The organism is Streptomyces sp. NBC_01476 (assembly GCF_036227265.1).
Taxonomy (GTDB): domain Bacteria; phylum Actinomycetota; class Actinomycetes; order Streptomycetales; family Streptomycetaceae; genus Actinacidiphila.
Map to the genome: position 1 here is coordinate 1,561,909 of NZ_CP109446.1, position 18,402 is coordinate 1,580,310.

The 18,402-nt window shown below is 65.8% G+C and carries 5 protein-coding genes and 2 pseudogenes; 1 reads left to right on the top strand and 6 read right to left on the bottom strand.

Going from position 1 to position 18,402, the window contains the following annotated elements:
- Positions 1-404: 404 nt before the first annotated feature.
- Positions 405-569, bottom strand: a pseudogene (locus tag OG552_RS06845) (pirin family protein); the annotation flags it as partial.
- Between the two features lie 93 nt (positions 570-662).
- Here OG552_RS06845 and OG552_RS06850 point away from each other — a divergent pair.
- Positions 663-1,685: a site-specific integrase gene (locus OG552_RS06850; protein ID WP_329130299.1), complete on the top strand. Its 1,023-nt coding sequence runs from the start codon at positions 663-665 to the stop codon at positions 1,683-1,685.
- Here the strand turns inward: OG552_RS06850 and OG552_RS06855 are convergent.
- The 5 genes and pseudogenes from OG552_RS06855 to OG552_RS06875 all read right to left on the bottom strand — a co-directional run bounded on the left by OG552_RS06855 (position 1,669) and on the right by OG552_RS06875 (position 16,658).
- A protein-coding gene (locus OG552_RS06855) for an IS3 family transposase (protein WP_329140602.1) occupies positions 1,669-2,906 on the bottom strand; the annotation gives its coding sequence in 2 pieces (ribosomal slippage) (positions 1,669-2,582 and positions 2,582-2,906; 1,239 coding nt in all). The genes OG552_RS06850 and OG552_RS06855 overlap by 17 nt on opposite strands.
- A 326-nt stretch (positions 2,907-3,232) precedes the next feature.
- On the bottom strand, positions 3,233-3,703 hold the full coding sequence (locus OG552_RS06860; protein ID WP_329130301.1) for a hypothetical protein: 471 nt from the start codon (positions 3,701-3,703) through the stop codon (positions 3,233-3,235).
- Positions 3,700-4,951: pseudogene (locus OG552_RS06865) on the bottom strand (IS256 family transposase). Before OG552_RS06865 ends, OG552_RS06860 begins: the two are co-directional and overlap by 4 nt.
- Before the next feature lie 572 nt (positions 4,952-5,523).
- Positions 5,524-6,123 carry an SMI1/KNR4 family protein gene (locus tag OG552_RS06870; RefSeq protein ID WP_329130303.1) on the bottom strand — a complete coding sequence of 200 codons (600 nt, stop codon included), beginning with the start codon at positions 6,121-6,123 and terminating at the stop codon, positions 5,524-5,526.
- 2 nt (positions 6,124-6,125) lie between these two features.
- The gene (locus OG552_RS06875) at positions 6,126-16,658 is read right to left on the bottom strand and encodes a LamG-like jellyroll fold domain-containing protein (RefSeq protein ID WP_329130305.1); all 10,533 of its coding nucleotides are present in this window, start codon (positions 16,656-16,658) and stop codon (positions 6,126-6,128) included.
- Positions 16,659-18,402 lie beyond the last annotated feature (1,744 nt).

The window sequence follows — 18,402 nt, forward strand, 5'->3', positions numbered from 1 at the left end:
CGGTGCCCCGTGCCCTGCAACGGCCGGACCGCTGTCGCAGCCCGCCGGCGGAATGCCCGCCACCACCAACGATCGGGGCCCTCCAGTACGGGATGAAGGCACAGACCATCCAGGGACCCGTAGTCCCCCCATACGGCTCCGCACACCGCCGTGCGCACACCCCCAAGTCCCTTGCCCCCGGAGCCCGGCACTCACGGCCATGGGGTGGGATTCGACGCACCTGCCTTTGCGCAGGGACCGGCCTCCCCAGGACGTCGCGTCCGCGGCAGCGTTCCTCGCCCCGGACGACGCAAGCTTCAACAGCGGTGCGGGCCCTGGTAGTTGACGGGGTCTCACCCGCCGGTGATACGACGGTCACGCCCTCTCGGTGCCCGACGTCACGGATCCGTCAGCGAATCGCCAGGTCAGTGCTCCCGCCCGCGTGCCTTGAGCGGGGTGACCGGCAGGTCCGGGGCGGACAGGCGGGCGCCCGCGTAGCCGTGGACCTCGCCGAAACGTTCCCCCGCGTTCCAGGCGGTGCGGGCGGCGGCGATCTCCTCCGGGGTGCGGCCGACGAAGTTCCACCACATACCACGTGATCCGGGACTTCGCCCAGGTCAGGACCTGGGTTGACGATCTGCCGTCAGCAAATCGTCAGCATCGGTCCAGGAGGTGGCGCGGCTATGGTCGCCGGCACGACGTCCAAGAAGCTTGCCCGTGGCATGGGTTCCTTCTTCAAAGAGTGCGAGCACAGTCCTTCGAAGTGGTCCAAGTGCGCGCACGAGTACAAGATCCGATACCGCAACGGCGCGGGGAAGCAGGCCGAGGAGTCCGGGTTCGCGACCCAGGATGCGGCGATTGACCGACTCGTCAAGGTGTACGCCGAGAAGAAGGCAGCACCTCGCAGCCAAACAAAAGCCGAACGCGCCCGGAAGTACGGCGTGATGCGGTTCGAGGAGTACACCGCCGAGTGGAAAGCCGGACAGCGCCACCTGTCTCCGAGCTCGCTGGGACATCTCGACTCCCTTCTTGAGCACCACCTGTTCCCGGTACTCGGAAGCCGACGAATGGACGCCTTCGACCACAAGGTCGTGGACGCGTTCATCCGCACCATGGAGCGGAACGGCGCAGGGCTCGCCACTCAGTCCAATGCCTTCGACAAGCTCAAGTCGATACTCCTCGACGCTCACAGGCTGGGACTCTACGACGAGAGCCCGCTGGACGGAGTCAAGCCGCCGCAGTACGCACCCGGGCGCGTCGTGATCCCCTCGCCCAAGCAGCTTCGCGAGATTCGATGCGCGGGCGACGACACATTCATGCTGATCACGGACCTCATGAGTGGCTGCGGGATGCGTAACGGAGAGGCCGCCGCAGTCAACCTGAACAACCTCATCGCCGATGACGTGTACCGGGTCTGTGAACAGGTGAACCAGACCACCAAGTCCTATGCCCGACTCAAGCACCGCAAACCTGGCGAGTACCGCGACGTACCTCTGCCGGCTCGCGTCAGGGCGACCATCGAGTGGTATGCCGACAAGTACGGCACAGTCGACGGCTATCTCCTCCGCCACCCCAAAGACCCGAGCCAGCCGTATCCGGAGTACTACATCTCGAACCAGTGGAAGGGGATCAAGGGAGCACGAGAAGTCGAGGGGCCTTCCCCCGTGAAGGTGGACACGCGGTCAATGGTCACGCGGCGAGCGTGAGTGTAGCGGTGTGGTGTCGGTGTTCGTATGCGTTGGGGCTGAGGTGGCCGTTGGCGGAGTGCCGGCGGCGGGTGTTGTAGCGGGTGAGCCAGGCGAAGACGGTTCTGCGGCAGGTGGGGGCGTCGCCGAAGTCGTGGGTGCCCTGGAGGGTCTCGCGTTTCAGAGATGCGTGGAAGCTTTCGCAGGCCGCATTGTCGGCGCTGGTGCCGACCGCGCCCATCGACCGGGTGACCCCGAGTTCGGTGCAGAGGCCGGCGAAGGCCCGGGAGACGTACTGGGCCCCGTGGTCGGAGTGGAACACCGCCCCGTCGAGGCTGCCCCGGGTGTGGGCAGCCATCCGCAGTGCGTCGGCGACCAGATCGGTGCGCATGTGGCTGGCGATGGACCAGCCGACGACCTTGCGGCTGAAGCAGTCCAGCACGGTCGCGAGATAGAGGAACTCCCCGTTCTCCAGGGGGAGATAGGTGATGTCGCCCATGTATTTGCGCCCCGGCTCGGTGGCGGTGAAGTCGCGCTTGAACAGGTCCGGGACCTGTGAGGCTGCCGGGTCCGAGATCGTGGTGCGGACGCGTCTGCGCAGGCGGATACCGGTGATGGAGAACATCCGCATCACGCGGGCGACGCGCTTCTCGTTGACCCGAAGGCCCTTCTCCCGGAGCTCGGCGGTCACCCGTGGGGAACCGTAGGCGCTGTTGGACTCGCCGTGGACCTCACGGATCCGCTCGGCCAGGAGCCGGTCCTCGCGCTGCCTGGCCGCCCTCGCCTGTCGGCCGGCGACCCACTTGTAGTAGCTGGACCGGTTCAGGCCCAGGACCTCGCAGAGCTGCTTCACCTCGTAGGTGTCCCGGTGGTCGTCAACGAACCGGAAGCGGCTCATCACCAGTTCGTCTCCCCGGCGAAATACCTGGCCGCCTTGCGGAGTATGTCCCGCTCGGTCGCCGGCTTCCGCTCGCTCGCTTCGAGCTCTGCCACCCTCGCCTCCAGCTGCCGGATCCGCTCGTCCGGAGCGTCGGACGGCACCGCCGCCCCCGGCTGGACGGTCGGCTTTGCAGCCGTGGCGGTGACGCCGCGGCGTTCGCGGTCCCGCAGCACCCACGCACGCAGGGTGGCCCGGTTGACGCCCAGATCAGCGGCGATGCTCTTGTAGGTCGCCCCGGGTGTGGACTCGTACAGGGCCACAGCATCGGCCTTGAACTCGTCCGAGTAGTCCTTCATCGCCATCGGCGGTCTTCTCGCTTCCTCCGGATCAAGCAGATCCAGTATCAGCGTGTCCACCAGTCAGGGGGAGGTCCCTTTCGTCGTCCGAAGGCGTCCGGCCACCGGCTGGCCACCGTGAGGGCTTCGCGCCACCAGTACGGTGCGCCTGGCCTCTTGTGGAACCCATACACGCAAAAGGGAGCACATCCGATAGAAGGCTGCTGCCCTCCCAGAGCGCTCAATGAACCACTCAGGGGTCCGTAGAGGCTCAATTATTTGAAAGGATCGAGCCTCCTCCGGACCCGGAACGGGAGCAATAGTCAAGATTTATGGATGAGTTGGGGTGCGACTCACGGTGAGCTGTGGTGCTGAATGTTGGTCTTGGCGGTGTCGCGGATCCGCTTGGTGCGACCTCTTTCGGCAAGGATCTCGAGGGCGGCGGCGGCCGATGCTTCGGCAGTTTTGAGCTGGAGCCAGTTGGACGAATCGAGCAAGGCGTCCCGATGCCGAGGCTGCCCCGACATGACGGCTCGGAAGAGGGCCCACTCTCGCAGGCGCTGGGTCAGGAACGGGTAGCGGATCGTGGTCCTCGTCATCGTCTCGGCCCAGGGCTCGTAAACCGGTTGCGGGTAGAGTTCATCGGCTCGGCGGTCAAGGTGCCGCAGGACCGCAGACTGGCCCACGTTCTGGTCCGAGTCGGTGAGGACTTCGCTGACGATGTCGGTCTCGTCGGCATCGGTGACGTGCTCCAGCATCCCCAGGTACGCCCAGAAGCGAAGGTGCTCGGCCGGCTCTTCCTGTGGTGAGTCCTGGAGGTTCACGCTGCCCGTTCCTGTCGCTCGACGAGGACACCGTTCTCGAATCTGGCGCCGGCGCGGACGAGGGGGACCAGGTGGGCGCCTTTGATCGCGCGCCAGCGGTCCTGGGCGGACTCGACTAGCTTGAACACCATCGCGAGGGCCGCGGCCGGGCTGCCCGCACCGCGCGTGACCTTGGTCCGCAGCTTCATCGTGGAGAACGTCGACTCGATCGGGTTGGTGGTCCGCAAGTGGATCCAGTGTTCGGCTGGGAAGTCGTAGAACGCGAGCAACTCGTCCGGGTCGTCGGTGATCTTCGCGACGGCCTTGGGCCACTTCGCGTTGTAGGTCTTCGCGAACGCCTCGATCGCTCGCTCTGCATGAGCGCGGTCCTTGGCGTTGTAGATTTCCTGCATCGCCTTCGTCGCGCCCGGCTGCGCGGACTTCGGCAGGGCATTCGTGACATTGTGCGCCTTGTGCACCCAGCACCCTTGATGCCGTGCTGCGGAGAAGACCTCGGCCAGTGCCTTCCATAGGCGCATCGCTCCATCATCGACCACCAGTTCCGGGTCGCGCATGCCCCGGCGGCGGCAGTCACGCAGCAAGTCGGCCCGCGATTCGGTGGATTCCCGCAGCCCTTCCGCGAGCGCAATCAGTTCCTTGGTGCCGTCCAGGCGGACGCCGAGCAGGAGCAACACCCAGCTGTGTGCCTGGCCGAGCCGGACTTTGGGGTGGACGCCGTCGGCCCAGACGTATACGAAGTCGCGGTCCGACAGGTCCCGGTCCTGGAAGGCGGTGTGGTCGTCCTGCCACTGCTTAATCAGGCGGGTCACGGTGGCTGCGGACAGGCGGGCCGTGGAGCCGAGGAACTGCTCCAGCGCAGGCACGAAGTCCCCCGACGACAGTCCGTGCAGGAAGAGCAGGGGCAGCACCTCGGAGATCTTCGGCGACTTGCGGCACCACGGTGCCAGAATCTTCGAGGAGAACCGCTGGCGTTCGCCGGACTCCTCGTCCACCCGACGGCCGTTCACCCAGGGCGCGGTAACCTCGACCGGCCCGGCCGTGGTGACCACGGTCCGAGCCCGGTGACGGCCATTGCGCACCACTATCCTGTGCCCACGCTCATCGGGCTCGGAGGCCAACTCGGCTATGTACTGGTTTGACTTCCGCCTCCAGAGCGGCAGCGAGCATCCGGCGTGCTCCCTCGCGGACGATCTCGTCGATCAAGGAGCCGTCTCGCGCAGCAGCGTCGTCATTCACTACGGCAAGCACGGGCGTACCTTTCCCGACCGGCACTGCAATGCCGGCCTACTCGGTGACCATCACAGGATCATTCGGGAAGGTACGCCCTTCGCGTGCCCTTCGGAAGCGACAACTCCGAGCCCGATGGAGGGCGGACGGTCCTGCGAAGGAGCTCGAACAGGAACTCGGCTATCCCCATGTCGTAGACCTCGTCCCGGTGACGGTGCCTCGGTCGAAAGATCACCGGCCATGTGTCGGGCTCACCGGTGCACCGCCCCAGGAATTCCTCGCCCGCCTCGTTCGAGGCCCAGGTGAGCGTTCCGTGCTCCGGAGGCCACTCCAGTTGGAACAACAGGTGATCCCCGGAAGAGCTCGTGAAACGATCTCTTGGGCCGCCACGCGCCGGGAACGTGTTGGCATCCCGGCCGCGAGCACGGCGAGCGGGACCAAGGTCGCGACGGTGACCATGTCGCGGGCCATCTGTGCGGTCTGTGTGCTGGTGGCGGCGCAACCGACTGCCCAGACAGCCTCGACTTTCAACTCGCTGCCCCCACAAAGAGTCGTGAGAGGCGCGGGCAATGCTCTGTCCGCCGAGCCACCTGTCAGGGCCTGGGCCCGTACACGGTCTCGATGGCATCTCCAGCCCGGCCCGGAAGAAGGCGCAACTCAGCTGGCACGACCGGTTCCTCGGCGCTGAGCGGGCCAAATGCATCCGCACCCGAAAGGTATAGGTAGAACCACTCTGCGAACCCCATCCGATACTCTTCGAAGTCACCTCGGTTGTGCACGATGATGCGCCATTTCTGCGGTGCAACGCCCGGAGCGAGGAACACCGTCTGGCTCTGAGATGTACCAGCCACCGGGGTCAGGCCATCCGCCGTGGCGAAGCGCATCTCCGGGATGCCGAGTGCTTCCCGCGGGTCGAACTCGAGGTCGCTATCCTCGTCCCACACCACAGCCGACCACGAACCGGCGGAATTCCTAATTTCTTCCCCGAGATTCCACACCTGAGTCGCAGGGTGACTTAGATAGAAGTCATCGTTAATGCAAATAGGACCATATGCGTCAACGATCTGCTTATAGTCGGACGGCAAGGCGAAACCCAAACTCTCCTCCAGATCACGCCACGCGCCCTCATCGGCGAACCGATACGATCCTTCGCCCAACACGCCGGCGATCAGAATGAGATAGTTGGAATTCATTCTTACCTCCTGGGGCAATCAATGCTGCCGTTGGTCACACCGCCGGGCTTCCCCATTTGCTGTTTAATCACACAGTGTAGATTCGATCCGTCTTCAAGTACCGTGATATTGTACTCGATCGTCGTGGGTACTCCAGAATTCACGTTTCCATAATGTGGGATGACACTGAACGAGACGTGCTTGTTCTGTTTGATCGGATTACGCAGTCTCGCCTCGATGCCATGATTCAGGTAAATCTCATTGGTATTCTTGTACTGGGCGACAAGGTTCCGAAGGTCCTTTCCATCGCCGCCTATCGCCGCGGGAGCCAGATGCCCATTTCCAGGTATTTCGTTTTGGTTCCTGATCTCAGCCATTCCGGGCGGTTGGATGCTTCGACTGGTGTTGACCCGGGACACTTTCTTACGGTCGGTGATGTCCGCGTTGTCGATGAGGCCGTACGCGCCGGTTGCCCGGCATTCCTCTTGTCCTTCAACGCTGTCGTAGTAGCGCTCGCGGGGCAGGTACACCACATGACCGGTGGCGCTGAGGCCCGGTCCCACGTCACATGTGCCGTCCGCGCGCTTCCGACCGTCGTTCTTCCCACCCGGGTTGTCCGTCGGTTTGGGCAGGAACTCCGGATCCACGCTCGGAATGAAGATCTCGTCGGTTAGGAGGTCAAAGGCTTCGTCAGCCGTGAGGGTACTGGTGACCGCCGAACCGCTGGTCCAGGTGGCGTCGACGAGAGCTGCGGCGGCCGGGGCGAGCGTCGGAGCGGGGAGCGGGTTCCAGCCGTTGTTGGGATTCTGGTCGATCGGGGGGCGGGGCGGGGCCGTGGTGGTGCCTCCGCCGTGGCCGCCTGAACCGCTGCCCCCACTGGGCGGGCGGTTGCCTCCTCCGCCACCGTGCGGCCCGCTGCCCCCGCCGTTGTGCGGACTCGTGCCGCCACCGTCGTACGGGTTATTGCCGGGCCCACCGCACTGAGCTGTCCATGAGTGGAAGTCGCAGAACTGGTCGTGCTGCGATACCGGATGTATGGCTGCCTCGTACGCGGCACATGACCCGTACCGCTCGCAGCCGTCTACGCCGATGCTGTCGGACCCGGCCATGTAAAGCCAGGAGCCCCAGTACGCCGCTTCTCCGGGCGGCCCGAATATCGCGGAGATCCCCGATCCCAGGAGCAGGGACTTCCACCCGTGTCCGGTGGGGTCGGTGCCGTCGAGGGGGTCGGCGTTCCCGTAGGTGTAGCGGTTCGCCTGCACCGACGGAACGGGGTCGAGTTGTGCGCTGTCGCGGGCGGTGAAGGTGCCGGTGCCGGGCTGGTACCAGCGGGCGGCCATGTTGACGTCGCCGGTTGCCGGGTCGGTCCAGCCGGATTGGAAGCCGAGCGAGGAGGTGGCTCCGGTGGTGGCGGTGACGGTGCCGAAGGGGTCATATGCGGTGGAGCCGGTGAGAGCGGTGCCCGCGGGATCGAGGCCGGCCACCACGTCGGTGTGGGTGTCGGTGAGCTCCCACTGCGGATTGCTGCCGTCGGTTCCAGCGAGAACAGTGCCGTCAGGTGCATGGCTGTAGGTGTATGTGCCGTCGGTGACAGGCGAGTTGGAGCCGCCGTCGTAGGTGAAGGCGGAGCCACCGCTGCTGGTGACGCGGTCCAGCGAATCGTAGGAGTACGTGGCGGAGCCGTCCGCGAGCAGACGGTCGAAGGCGTCGAAGCCTGATGATGTGGTCGTGCCGCTGGTCGTGGTGGATACCTGGTTGCCACGGGGGTCGTACCCGAAGGCCGTACTGCCGTCGGTCAGTTGCTCGTTGCGCTCGTCGAAGGTGGCGGTCCGCCCGCCCGCCGAGGTGCGATTGCCCGCATCGTCCCAGGTGTACGCCGTGGTGGTCGAGCCCTGCCCCCAGGAGGTGAGACGCCCGGCCTCGTCGTAACCGTAAGTGTTGGCCGCGCTCCCGGCCAGGCCGATGGTGGCCTTGGACGTCAGGCGGTCGTTCTTGTCGTAGCCGTACGTCGACCCGGCTGTGATGGAGCCGTCCGGCTGGGTCAGGGTGTCGGTAGTGAGGCGGCCAAGGTTGTCGTAGCCGTAGGTTCGGGTGCTGGTGACGGCGCCCGCAGGAGTTTCGTACTGCTGGGTGTGGATCTGGTCGTCGCTGTAATAGGTCGTGCTCATCCAGTCGCCGGTGACGGCATCCTTGGTCAGGTTCAGCCGACCGGCTGCGTCGTAGCCGTAGGTGGTGGTGCCCGAAGCGTCCTGACGCGAGGTCATCCGCCCGTCGCTGTCGTAGGCGTAGGCGGAGTGGCCGCCAGTGCCGGTGGCAGTGAGCAACTGGCCCCGGTCGTCGAGGGTGTACGTGTTCTCGGCCGCGAATCCGCTGCCGCCGGTCGCGGTCAGGCGTCCGTCAAGGTCGTACGACAGTGCCCGCGTGCTGGTGTCCGCCCCGGCACCGGTGCCGGTCTCCGACGTCAGGTCGCCCATCAGGTCGTAGCCGCGCAACCGGGTCACCCCACCGGGTTCGGTCACTTTCGTGGCCTGGCCGGCCGCATCGTAGGCGAATGTCCAGGTCCGGTCTGCTGTCGCCGGATGCGCGGTGGTGGCCGGTTCGATGGTGGATTCCGGCAGGTTCCAGGAGTTGTACGTGTAGGTGGTGCTGTTGCCACGACCGTCGGTCAGGCGGGTGCGGTTTCCGTTGGCGTCGTAGCCGAATGTCGTGGCGATGGACTTGGTGGCGCTGACGGACTCGCTCTGGCCGGTCGTCCGGCCCACGGCGTCGTAGCTGTAGGAGACCGTGCCGTTCTCGGCGTCCCGCGCGGACACGATGTTGCCCTCCGCGTCGAAGTCCCCGTGCAAGCTGGTGAGTTGCGTGCCGCCGAAGGACCTCGACGTATCGGTCAGATCGCCTCTGAAGTCGTATGCGGTATCTGTTTCCCGGCCCAGGGGGTCGGTCAGGACGGACTGGCGCCCCAGCGCGTTGTAGGCAACGTGGGTGATGGCACCGCCAGGTTCGGTGGTGGACGTCACCTCGCCTGCCGGGTCGTAATCCGCCTGAGTGGTCAGCCCGCTGGGTGTGGTCGAGGTGGTCTGCCGGCCCGCGTCGTCCCACGTGTAGCGACTGGTGTAAGTGGCCGCCACGGGGTAGCGCTCGACCGTGCTCGCGGTCAGGCGGCGTCCCAACTCGTCATATGTCGCCTGTGACTTGGCACCGATCGGATCAGTGACGGTAAGCGGTAGTCCCGTCGGGGTGTAAGTGGTGTATGTACCTTGGTCGGTGAGGTGTCCGCCGGACAGGCCACTTTCTTGTGGGACGGGCACACTCTGGAACGTCCGGTCTCCGAACTGGTCGTAGCCATATTGGACTTCACGTCCGAGCGGATCGATCTGCGCCGTGAGCCGACCCAGGTCGTCGTACTCGGCGTGTGCCACCGCGGTGATCGGGGAACCTCCTGGCGGAGTGTAGCCGGGAAGCGTCACGGTCACCGGCTGTCCGAGGCTGTCGACATCCGTCCGTGAGACGTTGCCGTCCGGATCGCGGCTGTCCGTGGCCTCGCCGAAGGTGTTGTAACCGGTCAACGTGGTCGGGTTGACGTCGGTGGCCGGCCCGCCGTTGCTCTCCGCCTTCACCGAAGGATCGGTCTCCTGGACCGGTCGCCCCAGCGCGTCGTAGCGGAAGTGCGTGGTGAAGGCCGCCGGGTCGGCGCCGGCGACGTTGCCCCGGGGGCTGACCGTCGTCAACGGCAGACCCCGCTGGTCGTACGTGCTGGTGACGACCGATTCGGCACCCGGCTCGTGCATGTCGGTGCGCACTACGTTTCCGGCCGTGTCGTAGGTGTAGTCCTCGACGTAACTCGCGTCGATAGCGGGCGATGGCACCGGACCGGACGTTTGAGCACTGGGACCGCTGGCATCCTGCTTCTGTCGCAGAACGTGGTCGTCGCCGTCGTACGTGAACTCCGTCCAGCGGTTGAGCCCGTCGGGGTCGAGTACGGAGTGGCTGACGCGACCGGTGGCGTCCACGGCGTTCACCACGGTGGAGGCACCACCACCTGTGGTCTGCTCGACCAGATGTCCGGCGCCGTCGTAGCTGTCGGTCTCCTGCGTGATGTCGTGCTTGCTGCCGTCGGCTTGGGTGATCTGCTTCGAGACGACGGACGCCTGGAGGCCGTCGTCATAGTAGGTGTACGCGGTCGTTGCACCCATGGCGTCCGTTGTGGATGCCAGCCGTCCGGCCGGGTCGTAGGCGTTCGAACTCAACACCAGATCGTGTGGGTCACCTCCGGCCGGGTCTCCTGTCCATCCCTTCAACACCGTTTCGGCCAGCTGCCCGTTCGGTGTGAAGGACGACGTGAAGGTGGTACCTGACGGATCGGTGGAGGTGTCCGGCCGGCCGAGCAGGTCATGGCCGTAGGTGGTGACCTTGCCTGCCGCGTCGGTAGCCGAGTCATTCAAGCCGTGCTCGTCGTAGTGCCAACTGACAGTGCGGGACTCATCGCTGCCCGTGGCGTCGGCAGTGGTCTCACTGAGCTGATTACCGTCCAGGTCGTACACCCGGGTGATGTCGGACGTGTGGGTCACACCGGTGAGCTCGTTTGTCACCGATGGACCGGCCTCGGAGATGACGTTGGACATGGCGTCATATCCATATGCCGTGGTCACACCGGCTGGGAAGGTGTCGGACACCTGCGTTTCGGTGAGCTTCCGGCCGAGCCCGTCGTAGGTGTATCTGGTCACCAGCCCCGATGGGGAAGTGACCTTGGCCAGATCCCCGTTGGAGAAGTAGGCGTACGAGGTGACCGCCCCGCCGGGTGTGGTCTGGGTGGCAACCAGCCCCTGGGGTTCGGTCCCACCGCCCTCCGCCACCTCCGTACCAGCGGTGTGGGCAGTGGAGGACGCCCGGCCGTCGGGCAGCGTGCTGGTCGTCGGCAGGCCGGTGGCCGTATAGCCGAACGCAGTGCGGTAACGGTTGTCCCTGTCGCTGGACGAGCGGGCGTCACGAGTCGCTGTCGGCTTGTCGTTGCGCGGGTCCAGCGGGTCGACGGCATTCAGGTAGTAGTCGGTGAAGGATGTCCAGCAGGAGTTCTTGTCCCGGCAGGTGGTGAGCGAAACGACGTTGCCCCGTGCGTCGTGCCCCGTGATGGTCGCGTGCCCGTCCGGATCCATCACCGTGTGCAGGAAACCTCCGGTGTCGTATCCGTACGTGCTCACGCCGCCTGTGGCGGTGGTGGCGGAGACCGTACGCTGGCCGTGCAGCATGTCGTAGCTCGTGCTGGTGGTGTGACCCTCGGGGTCGGTGACAGACACCGCGGCCGTCAGCGCGGAGGTGCTCGACTCCGTGGCGGCCGAATAGTGCGCTTGGACCTGGCCGGCGGTCAGGGCGTGCGGGTAGATGGCAACTTCGTCGATCTGCCCGGTGAAGTAGCTGATGTCCGCGGGCGCGCTCGGCCAGAGTTTCGCGAATCCGGCGCCGATGTACGTGTGCGTGTTGGCCTGGTGGTCGACGGCGCCGGTGAAGGTACCCTGCGCGTCACCGTCGAGATAGAGGGTCTGGACGGTGCCCGACGCGGAGATCACCGCATGGTGCCACCGGCCGTCGGTCACGGAAGCGGCGGAAGCCAGCGGCGTCGCGGTCTGCCCGGCGACGTAGAACTTGCCGTGCAGCTTCCCGTCCGCACCCACATACAGCACCGGCGTCCAGGAGCCGCTGGGAGTCGCGGACGCGGCGGCGATGGGGTTCTGTTGGTCGCCCACGAGAACGCCCGGCCCGCTCGTCTTGAACCACATCTCCACCGCGAGGTCCGTCGAGGCGTGCATGATCGTTCCGGGGACTTCGACGTAGCCGTTGCCCGCGAGCTGGGCCGCGCTGCCGTCGCCCGGTCCGAACGCGCCGGTGGTGCCGAGCGTGGTGTGGCTGTACGTGCCGTCGCCGTCATTGACAGCGACGTCGCTGGCTGCTGTGGTGCCGTCGGCTTCGTCCAGACTCCAATAACCGCCTGGGGCGTCGGCTCCGGTAGCGCCGCGGTAGGCCGCGACGTCGCCGCTGACCACGTCGCTTCTGGCCCGATAGTGGGCGGCGACCGTGGCTTCGTCCAGCGGGTGCTGGTAGATGGCGACTTCGTCGATCTGTCCGGAGAAGTGGCTCAGATCGCCCGGAGAGCTGGGCCAGTTCTTCGCGTAGCCGACCCCGAGATAGGTGTGGCTGTTGGACTGGTGGTTGACCGCACCGGTGAAGATGCCCTGCTTGGCGCCGTCCAGGTAGAGCGTCTGGGTGGAGCCGGAGGCGGAGATCACCGCGTGGTGCCAGGTGTCGTCGGTCACGGTGGCGGCGGAGGCCAGCGGGGTCGCGGTCTGCCCGGCGACGTAGAACTTGCCGTGCAGCTTCCCGTCCGCACCCACATACAGCACCGGCGTCCAGGAGCCGCTGGGAGTCGCGGGCGCGTCTTCGGCCTCAGTCGACTGGTCTCCGATGATCACGCCCGGTTTGGTCGTCTTGAACCACAGTTCCACGGTGTCGTCGGTTGCGCCGTGCAGGGCGTCGTCAGGCAGTTCGGCGTAGTCGGCACCGTCGAACTCAACGGCGGTGTCGTCCCCCGCGGAGAACGCGCCTACCGCTCCCAGATCTACTCCGTCGCTGTACGCGCCGTCGGCACCGTCGGTGACTTCATTGCCCGCAACGGCCCCGGTACTCTCGCCGAGCCGCCAGTACCCGACCGGAATGGCCGCCTTCACCTCGTCCGCGTAGCCGACCGAACCGGTGGCGAAGTCGGGTGCGGAGATGTGCCAGGTGCCGCCGTTCTCGTCAGTGCTCTGCGTGACGCGGCTGTTGGCAGGGTCGTAAGCGATGGCGGCGTGCACCCGGCCCGATGGGAGCGTGATCCGGGACATCTGACCGGTGACGACGCGCGCGGCGTAGTGGGCTGCGACAGTGGCGGCATCCAACGGGTGCTGGTAGACGGCCGCATCGTCCAGTTCACCGGTGAAGTGATTGACACCAGCCGCCGTGGCTCCCCAGCCGGGACTGGAGAAGCCCGCGCCCAAGTAGGTGTAGGACTGTTCCAGGTGATCGATCGGGCCGATGAGCGTGCCGACGGCCGCTCCGTCCAGATAGAGGGTCTGTGTGGTGCCGGCGCCCGAGAGCACCGCGTGGTGCCACACATCGTCCGTAACAGTCCGGGTGCTGGTGATGGGCGCGACCGCGCCTGTGTAGAACTCACCCCGTAGATGACCAGCGGTGTCCACCGTCAAGGTCGGAGTCCAGTTGTAGGGCTGGCCGTCATCGAGAGCGTGGTCCTGGAAGCCCATCAACACGCCGGGCTGGCTGGTCTTGAACCACAACTCGACAGACAGGAACGTCGAGGTCCGTAGGGCGTCCGGCGGAAGTTCCACGACCGAGTCTGTGCCGTCGAAGCCCGCCGCGCCATCGGTGGTACCGGCGAGCGCACTCGGCTGGCCCAACTGGACATCTCGGTAGAGGGATTGGTTACTGCCGGTCTTGGACGGGGCTTCGCTGTCCGCCTCCGAGCCGTCGGTCTCGCCGAGCCGCCAGTAGGCGGTGGGGTTCGCGTCCAGGACCTCGCTGCGGTAGAGCGAGCCATCGGTGTAGTCGTAAGCGGTGCAAGCGGTGGTGGAATTTGGTGGGCAGACCGTGGTGAGGCGGTCCCCGGTGTAGGTGTAAGTCCAAGTCAGCGGAGGGTTGCCTGAGCTGACCGCGCCGGTGCTGACGGTATGGACGTGCATGCCCGACCAGGTGAAGGCGAGGGCCCGTCCGGAGGCCGCGTCGGTGGCGGCCGTCAGCTTGCCGGAAGTGTAGGTGAGGTTTTGGACACGTCCGGAGCCGTCCGCAACGGAAATGAGCAGGCCGGTGGTATCGAAGCGGTACGTGGACGCGGAGTGGTCACGCAGCGTCCACCCGGTGGAGTCGTGTGTGAGGCTGGCGGTGTCGCCCGCAGGCGAGGTGTAACTGCCGTCGGCGTTTTTGCCGTAACGCACCTGCGAACCGTCGGCCAGCGTGACCAGGACGGTGGAGGTCTGCGGCTCGTCGTGTACGCGCATGTCCCAGCGCGTGGCCCACCCCGAGCCGAACGCATTGCCGGTACGCGGGTCCTGCGAGTTGTAGGTGCGGGTCACCGAAAGCGCCGGGCCGATCGTTTTCACGGAGGCGTCGGTAGCAGCGGTGACGTAGTTGCCCGCACGGGACCCGAATTCGTGGCCGCCGTCCGCGGCTCCGAGGTGGCTGGTGATCGCGGGTTGGGGCACCTCGGTGGTGAAGAAGGCCGGACCGGGCCGGGCGGATGTCGCACTGCCGTCGTACGCGTACCCGTACCAGGCGTACTGCTTCGCCCAGGTGAGCCACCCGACCGGCACTGCCCACTGCTTCGCGGAACTACGGCTGCCAGTACGGCAGTTGACGCGCGCGTTCGTGCCCGAGACCTCGCACACCTCGAAACTGTACTGCAGCGTGCCGGACGGATAGCGGTCGGTGTCCTTACCGTTGGCCCATAGCGTGGGGGTCAGCGAGTCCAGCACTACACCGCTGGCCGGAGACTCGGCCGTGAGTTGCGGGGGCACGTTTACGGAGGAGAAGCGGATGCTCGGTCCGGGGACACCGGCAGCCGTGAAGGTACTGACGCTGGCTTCGTCCATGGTCCACTGCAAGGTGTAGGTGGCGGGGGCCAGCGGATGGATGGCTGCGGTCACCGTCACCGACTCGCCCGGAGAGATGTCGCTGGGCATCTTGGTGTAGGCGATCTGCGAAAGGTCGGTCATGGGTGTGCCGTTGGCATCGAACAGGTTGTAGCGCAGTTGATAGCGGCCGTTGGCGGGCCAGGTCTCCTGGCCCTGGTTGGTGACCGTAACCTTCATCGAGCCAGCGGCGGTGGCGGTCACCGGGGTCACCCAGTCGCCGAGTTTGTAGGCGGCCCCATACTTGGTCCAGGTGACATCGAGCCGAGGCTTCCCGTTCGGGTAGTCGTCGGAACCGAACTGCTTCCACGCCTTGGTGTCACTGGTGGACGCCTTCACCGCCAGGCCGTAGTTCTTCTTCCGTCCGTGGGTCCAGTCATCCACCAACTGACGCCCGGCGGAGCCCAGTTTCATCGTCTCCCAGGCAGCACCACAGGACCACGTGGTGGTGCCTTCGGGACGCCAGCCGTGAGCGAAGCTCTTCGACGCAAGCGAAGCGCCCGTGGCCGGGCCCGGGTACGTCTTGGTGTTCGCCTCCGACCAGTTGGACGTGATCGGGCTGATGGTCACCGGGCGTGCCGTGCAGGACTCCGACCACGTGTTGTACAAGTTCAGATTCGCGTTGAGGACCCAGGCGTTCTTCAGCGAAGACTCAACGCCATCGAACCGCAGGAAGGCCGCCGCCTTGTGACCGCCGGCGTCGTACGTACCGGTCTTGAGCACCGTGTCGGTGGAGAAACCAGTGTTGTACGGGGACTCCACATACGTGCCGGAGGTGGCGTTCACGGACTTCACCACCGATGGGTCAACCTTCACCGGGAAAACCCGGTCAGGAGAGTTCAGCCAGTCCTGATCGAGGTCGACGTTGAGGACCTGCCGCCCGTTCTCAGTGGTCAGGCTGTAATGGACACCCGTGGATATCGCGCCCTGGTTGGCGTTGGACGGCATGGAGTCCTCCATCCACCCCGCCGGTATGCGCGCCTCCTCGGCTCCGCCGATGTCCGTCAGAACCACAGAACCGTTGGGGTCGAGTGCCGCCGTCAGTCCGTCCAGGTAGAGCGGAAAGCTCCAATGCGTCGGCGCCTCAGCGGAGTTGAGGGTGATCGTTTCCTTGACCGAATCATTCCCAGCCAAGAATGCCATGTCGGCGTCGGGACGGACTGCCGGGTAGTCGATCTCGTCCTCATTGGTGACGCCCGCCGCATGAGCGGCACCGTCCACGCCGAAGCCGACGGACCGTCCGCCCTCCAGCGTCATGTCGACCACTGGCGCTTCGTCCGCATATCCGGAGAACGCCAAGCCGGTCTCCGTGGCGGCGGTGGTGTAGCCGGCGTCGTCCGATCCGTCCATCGTGGAGATGCCTGACGGACGTACGAGCCTGGTGTCGATCGGCGTCCAACTTCCGCCGTCAGCGGACTTGAAGTTGACGGGCTCGTCGTAATATTGGGTCGTGTACGTGCCGTCCGGATTTTGAAACGTCCGCGACTGGCTCTGGCGCTTCCCCGCTATTTCCCTGCTCGCCTGGGCATCAAATCCCTGGATGCGAACAGTCGGTGAAGGCACCTGGGCGGCGGAGACCGGAACTGGCAGCGTGCCAGGACCGGGAGTGACGGTACTACTGCCGGTCGGAAGGCCCGCGTCCAAAGGTAGTTCGCCAGGAGCCGTGAGCGCGCCCTCCCGGCCGCCGGAAGCGCTCGCATCCGTCAGTCCGGCTCCCACCGTGTGACCGCGCCCGGAAGCCGAACCCCATTGCTGCCCCGGCGCCGAACCATCGAGCGGCGAAGCCGGATTCCATTGCCCCGCAACCGCGGCGGCGCCCTGTGTACCAGCGACGAGCATCACGGCAAACGACATGCCGACAAAAAGCGAACGCGCTGCACGCACGCAGATCCCCCCCGGGACTGACGACTCTTGACGATGATCACTCAAGGACATTCACCAGATCAACACAGTAAAGAAAACGTAAAATCACTACCCCGTCGGCCGCACTGCCCGACCTTTTGCGACGGTCTGTCAGGTTATCCGATGGGCCTTTGCGGGTGGTGGAAAGACTGGGGCCTGGCTGTCGTCCCGGGTGAGCCCTCGGTTCCACAGGTCCGGAAGCCATTGTCCGCTCATCGGGATGGGCTGATCCTGCTGACGAGTCCGGATTCGGCAGGACTTGCAGCCGGGCGAAGGCGCTGGTTTGTCGGACCTGGCCGTCCAGTGCGGCCGCCGGTGTCCAGGCCGGGGCCGGGATCTGCAGCACGGCGGTGGTCGACAGCGTTGGTGATGGCCATCGCGACCGAGTAGGACAGCCACAGGCCGTGCGCCGACAGCCAGTCGAAGAACTTGTGGGTGCCGCCAGTGGAGACCCGCGGCGAGACCAGGGGAAAGTCGGCGTGGATCAGTGCGCGCCAAGACCAGCACCCTGGCGATATCCACGACCACCCACCCGCTCGCGTTGGAGGCGCCGGCGCCGGGTAACCTCCAGACCTGCCAGCGGACTTCGGCTCTGTCCCGGCGGATCGCCGTCAGCGCGTGGGGGCCGAGCGTGCCCAGGGCCTCAACCAGGCGCGAGACAGTCGGATCGGAGGTCACGGCCCGAACACGGCGGGTTCGGCTCGCAGTACCGCCACGTCCGACAGGCAGTCGCCTCCTGCGACACCGCCAGCACGAGGTCCAGCAGGACCTTGCCCGGTCGTACACGCCCCGAGGCTTCCGCTACAGGGCCAGCACCGCCGGACTCTCCGGTCCAGACCGGTCTTTGCGGACGATCTCCGCCACCAGCACACCCCACTGGTCCGCCAGACCGCGACGCCCCCGTCGCCCTGGACGCGAACGGGGGGCAGGCGCTTTGTGAGAACACGACAAACTCCCGGACCGCACAGCATGAGCCCTGGCAGCAATCTTGCACGCTGCCTGCACGCATGGCCACCGGACGGCCACCGGGCCTAGCCTTCGGAGCGACAGCTAGAAGCCGGATATCGATAAACCACCAGGTCAGGGCACTGCGCCAGAAAAATGATCACCGTCGGCCAACCGGAGACCTACGCATTGCGATGCGTAGACCACACGTGTCCGATTGGCTCGCATTCCAAGGTCAACCGAAACAAGAAACCCCAGGTCAGAGGCTTGACCTGGGGTTCACTTTGGAGCCGCCTTCGGGATTCGAACCCGAGACCTACGCATTACGAGTGCGTGAGGCGATGTCCGCATGCAGAGTCTCCCAGAGTCTGCTGGTCGTGAAGGGGTTCTTCCCGCGCAGGCGGTGGTGGTCCGACGCGCCGGTCCTGGTACGCCAGCACAGCGGCGGTGCTTCCCGCGCAGTCGGAGGGGGCCCGCGCAGATACGTCGGCGTCTCCCCCTGTAGGTGACAACGGGTAGACAAAACGAGCCGGTCCGTCGGACGCAATTCAGATGGCGGCTCAGCCTTGACGTCGGCGACAAGAACTGACGCCTCGTCACAGAAGTCAGCATGAGGTCAGCATCAGGTCTGGCACACCTGGATACAAACCATCACACCCGCGATTCGCCGAACCGATCGGGCCACGCCCCAGTACACCTTCAGAATCGGGGTCGATGACGTCTCGATACCATCCCGGCACTGCCGTAGGTCGATGAGCCGTAATGGCTTCTCTGGTCACAA

Coding starts and splice junctions, on each gene's coding strand:
- OG552_RS06850 (WP_329130299.1), top strand. CDS start 663: ATGGTCGCCGGCACGACGTCCAAGAAGCTTGCCCGTGGCATGGGTTCC.
- OG552_RS06870 (WP_329130303.1), bottom strand. CDS start 6,123: ATGAATTCCAACTATCTCATTCTGATCGCCGGCGTGTTGGGCGAAGGA.